2 protein-coding genes are annotated in these 2,933 nt (G+C 70.6%); one reads left to right on the forward strand and one right to left on the reverse strand.

Going from position 1 to position 2,933, the window contains the following annotated elements; translation table 11 throughout:
• On the reverse strand, nucleotides 1-590 hold a 590-nt coding region (locus tag RMO12_RS13775; protein ID WP_309639720.1), incomplete at its 3' end, for a DedA family protein.
• A 140-nt stretch (nucleotides 591-730) separates the two neighbouring features.
• Here RMO12_RS13775 and mutL point away from each other — a divergent pair.
• Nucleotides 731-2,554 carry a DNA mismatch repair endonuclease MutL gene (mutL, locus tag RMO12_RS13780; RefSeq protein ID WP_309639721.1) on the forward strand — a complete coding sequence of 608 codons (1,824 nt, stop codon included), beginning with the start codon at nucleotides 731-733 and terminating at the stop codon, nucleotides 2,552-2,554.
• Nucleotides 2,555-2,933 lie beyond the last annotated feature (379 nt).

Raw genomic sequence — 2,933 nt, forward strand, 5'->3', positions numbered from 1 at the left:
GGAATCAGGATCATTGCCCAGATGATGTGGCTCAGGTGCTGCTTGACCCAGGGGATGTTGCCGAACAGGTAGCCGGCCAGGGTGATGCTCACGATCCACAGCAGCGCCCCGCTCACGTCGTAGAGCGTGAATTTGCTGCGCGTCATTTGCGCCACGCCGGCCACGAAGGGCGCGAAGGTGCGCACAAAGGGCATGAAACGCGCCGCGATCAGCGTGACTCCGCCATAGCGTTCATAGAAAGCATGCGCCTGCTCGAAGGCGCGCTTGTTGAACCAGCGCGACTGCTCCCACTGAAACACCTTGGGCCCGAAGTGGCGTCCGATCGTGTAGTTGCTCTGGTTGCCCAGGATCGCCGCGGCCACCAGCAGCAGCATCACCAGCGGCAGGTTCATGAGGCCGACGCCGCACAACGCGCCCACCACGAACAACAGCGAATCGCCCGGCAGGAAGGGCATGACCACCACACCCGTCTCCACGAAGATGATGACGAAAAGCAGCGCGTAGACCCAAGCGCCATAGAGCTGCACGAAAGTCGTGAGATGCACGTCGACGTGCAGGATGAAGTCGATGAGTTGGGCAATCAGTTCCATGGGACGCGATTATGTTGGTGCGCCGCGCAGCGGCAGCGGCGCCTCGCACGTTGTGCCCCGGTGGCCAGCTTGAACGAGAAGTCGCCGATCTGCGCCGGGCCCACGCCCGCCGTCGGGGGCCACTCCTACAATCTTCCGCCATGACCGCCCCGCCCATTGCCGCGAGCGGCGCCGCACCGCGCCGGCCGATCCGCGAGTTGTCCGACGAGCTCATCAGCCAGATCGCTGCCGGTGAGGTGGTCGAGCGGCCCGCCTCGGTGGTGCGCGAGCTGCTCGACAACGCGCTCGACGCTGGCGCCACGGAGGTGGTGCTGCGGCTGGCCTCGGGCGGCGTGCGCAGCATCGTGCTTGAAGACGACGGCGCCGGCATCCCCGCGGCCGAGCTTTCGCTGGCGCTGCGGCGCCACGCCACCAGCAAGATCGCCTCGCTCGAGGAGCTGGAGAATGTGGCGACGATGGGCTTTCGCGGCGAGGCGCTGTCGGCCATCGCGGCGATCGCCGACGTGTCCATCACCAGTCGCGCGATCGACGCGCCGCATGCCCAGCGCATCGACGCGCGCACCGGCGAACTCTCGCCCGCGGCACGCTCGGTGGGCACCAGCGTCGAAGTGCGCGAGCTGTTCTTCAGCACCCCGGCACGCCGCAAGTTCCTCAAGACCGACGCGACCGAGTTCGCGCACTGCCTGGAGGCCGTGCGCCGCCAGGCGCTGGCGCGCCCCGACATCGGCTTTGCGGTCTGGCACGACGGCAAGCTGGCCGCTCACTGGAAGCACGCGCGGCTCGACCAGCGGGTGCGCGACGTGCTGGGCGACGAATTCGTCGACGCGAGCCGCCCCCTGGACGCCACCTACGGCGGCGTGCGACTCGAAGGCCGCGTCGGCCTGCCGGATGCGTCGCGCACGCGCACCGACCAGCAATACGTCTACGTCAACGGCCGCTTCGTGCGCGACAAGCTCATCGCCCACGGCGCGCGCGCCGCCTTTGAAGACGTGCTGCATGGCGCGCGCCAACCGACCTACCTGCTGTTCATCGACATCGCGCCGGACCGCGTCGACGTGAACGTCCATCCGACCAAGATCGAGGTGCGTTTTCGCGACGCCCGCGAGCTGCACCAGGCGGTGCGCCATGCGGTGCAGGACGCGCTGGCCCTGCCGCGCCCGGCGCAGGCCACCGAACACGGCCCGTTCGAGCCGACCGCGCCGGCCATCTGGAGCCCCATGCCGATGACGCAAGGTGGGCTGGGGCTGGGCGCGCGCGTGGGCGTCCAAGAGCGCCGCTTCGAGTGGCCCTCGCAGCCGGCGCCGGCCGACCCGACCGCGGCGGCCGATGCCGCCGGGCCGAGGGTCGGCACCCCTCGCGTGCCCGATGCCGACGAAACCTGGCCGCTCGGCCGCGCGCTGGCGCAGCTCGGCGGCATCTACATCCTGGCCGAGAACACGCGCGGACTGGTGATCGTCGACATGCACGCGGCCCACGAGCGCGTCGTCTACGAGCGGCTCAAGGCGGGCCTGGCCGGCGCCGCGCGCATCGAGTCGCAGCCGCTGCTCATTGCTGCGCCCTTTGCCGCCACCCCGACCGAGATCGCCACCGCCGAGGAGCATGCAGAGACGCTGGCGATCCTGGGCATCGAACTCACGCCGCTGGCACCGACGGTGCTCGCGCTGCGCTCTCACCCGGCCGCGCTGGCGGGTGGCAACGGGGTGGCGCTGGCGCGCGCGGTGCTGGCCGAGCTGGCGCAGTTCGAGGCCAGCCAAGCCGTCGAGCGCGCCCAACACGAAATTCTCTCCACCATGGCCTGCCACGGTGCGGTGCGTGCCAACCGTCGGCTCACGCTCGAGGAAATGAACGCGCTGCTGCGTGACATGGAGCGCACCGAGCGCGCCGACCAGTGCAACCACGGCCGCCCGACGTGGCGCCAGCTCACCCTCCATGAGCTCGACACGCTGTTCCTGCGCGGGCGCTGAGCGGTAGCGCCGCAGGGCGCGCTCGCCAGCGCAGCACCCGAGCAGCCGCTCGCGCCGCCTCGACCGCGCCGAGCGACCGCTCGCCAAGCGCGGGTCGCCGGGTCGAGGGCGGCAGCCTCCACGACCACGGCCACCAAGCACACCGCGCGGTACGGCATGGCTACTTCGGCCTGCAAGCCGGCGCGCCGAGGCGCATGGTCCAATCCAACAATGACCACGCTCAAGCTCAAGAAACCCGCCGCGCCAGGGGCGCCCGCTGAGCGGCGCGGCCCGCTGCGCAGTGGCGGCGTCAAGCCGCCCCGCCCGACCCTGGCACAGGCCGACGCCGAACGCGCACGGCGCCGCGAGGAGTTCGATGCGCCCGCGCCGCCCACCGACC

The sequence above is a fragment of the Methylibium sp. genome (genome assembly GCF_031393925.1).
In the GTDB taxonomy this organism is placed as follows: domain Bacteria; phylum Pseudomonadota; class Gammaproteobacteria; order Burkholderiales; family Burkholderiaceae_C; genus Methylibium.

Coding starts and splice junctions, on each gene's coding strand:
- mutL (WP_309639721.1), top strand. CDS start 731: ATGACCGCCCCGCCCATTGCCGCGAGCGGCGCCGCACCGCGCCGGCCG.